Genomic DNA, 1,141 nt, shown 5'->3' with positions numbered 1-1,141 from the left:
GGTGAAAGGCTTCATCGAGCGCCCCGCGCGCCTGTCTGGCATTAGGTCCGAGCGATCACATCTCGTCTGGCCGCTTCAGTGGTCGCCCTCTGCTCTCCAATAGAAATAGAGACCCACGCAGGCTCGCGTGTGTCCATGCCGGCCCGTCCTCCCCCCGCCACGCGCGTCGCGCCTGCTCAGTGGTGGTCGCCCGCGAGCGCCGCCTTCTTCTTCCGTGCGTGCTGCTCGTCTGCGATGACAAGAGCAGGACCGAAATGGGCACACAGAGGGTCAGGATCGAAATGGGGGACACAAGAGGACCAGGAAAATGACTCGGCGCGCGTGCGCGCGGTGCGCGCGGGGACGCTGCGGCGGCGCGGGTGGAGACGGAGCCGTCGCGCGATGCTCGTGCGCACGTTTCAGGTGGGGGTACTCGAGGCAGTAGCCGAGGATGAGCACGAAGCCCATGACGTGCTGGATGGGGCGGAAGCGGCTGGTGTTGATGAAGGCCTTCTGGTAGTCCTTGAACCGGAGGGACCACGGGACCCGCGCCAGGGTCGCCAGGAGTGCCGCCAGGTGGTGAGTGGAGCTGCCGCAACCCGTGCCATGCATGTGCACACATCAGATCGTCACGCGTCATCTACGTCTGCACCTCCGCGCCTGCGCACTCCACCTGCACCGCCGACCACGCATCCACTGTGCCACTTCGCATGCATCTCGCATGCATTTTGCATGGCCCTCTCTCGACAGGATCAGCGATGCCAATTTAGGGATGCCATCACACGCTGCTGTGCCAGTGCGCCCGGGGGCAGGGGCACTGAGTCCCACGCGACCCTTTATCATCTCCATTGGTGAGCTTGATATCTCCGTTGGTGAGCTCGATATCTCCGTTGGGGAGATCGAGAGCTCCGTGGGGGAGATCGAGAGCTCCCATCAATTGAGGAAGTCGGAGATCGAGCTGACGCTCATCATCGACGCCGTAGCAGTGAGCGGGGGAGGCCCTGCCGACGCAAGAGGGGCTTCGTTCAGGGCGGCGAGCGCCGTAGTGAGCGGCGGAGGCACCGCGGACGCGGGCGGGGCTTCCAGCGCCGCCGACGTGTCGATGAAGTCGCGCATGAACGACGACACCGAGCGCCCATCCAGATGAGGCATCGAGGGGATG

2 protein-coding genes are annotated in these 1,141 nt (G+C 64.8%); one reads left to right on the top strand and one right to left on the bottom strand.

Going from position 1 to position 1,141, the window contains the following annotated elements:
• Nucleotides 1-270: 270 nt before the first annotated feature.
• Nucleotides 271-597, bottom strand: coding sequence for a hypothetical protein (locus EB084_26165; protein NDD31750.1), 327 nt, complete (start codon nucleotides 595-597; stop codon nucleotides 271-273).
• Nucleotides 598-751: 154 nt separating this feature from the next.
• On the opposite strand from EB084_26165, the gene EB084_26160 reads away from it, so the two are divergent.
• Nucleotides 752-1,126, top strand: coding sequence for a hypothetical protein (locus EB084_26160; GenBank protein ID NDD31749.1), 375 nt, complete (start codon nucleotides 752-754; stop codon nucleotides 1,124-1,126).
• Nucleotides 1,127-1,141: the final 15 nt, after the last annotated feature.

It is taken from the genome of Pseudomonadota bacterium (assembly GCA_010028905.1).
Lineage (GTDB): Bacteria > Vulcanimicrobiota > Xenobia > RGZZ01 > RGZZ01 > RGZZ01.
This window is presented reverse-complemented; position numbering and strand designations above follow the sequence as displayed.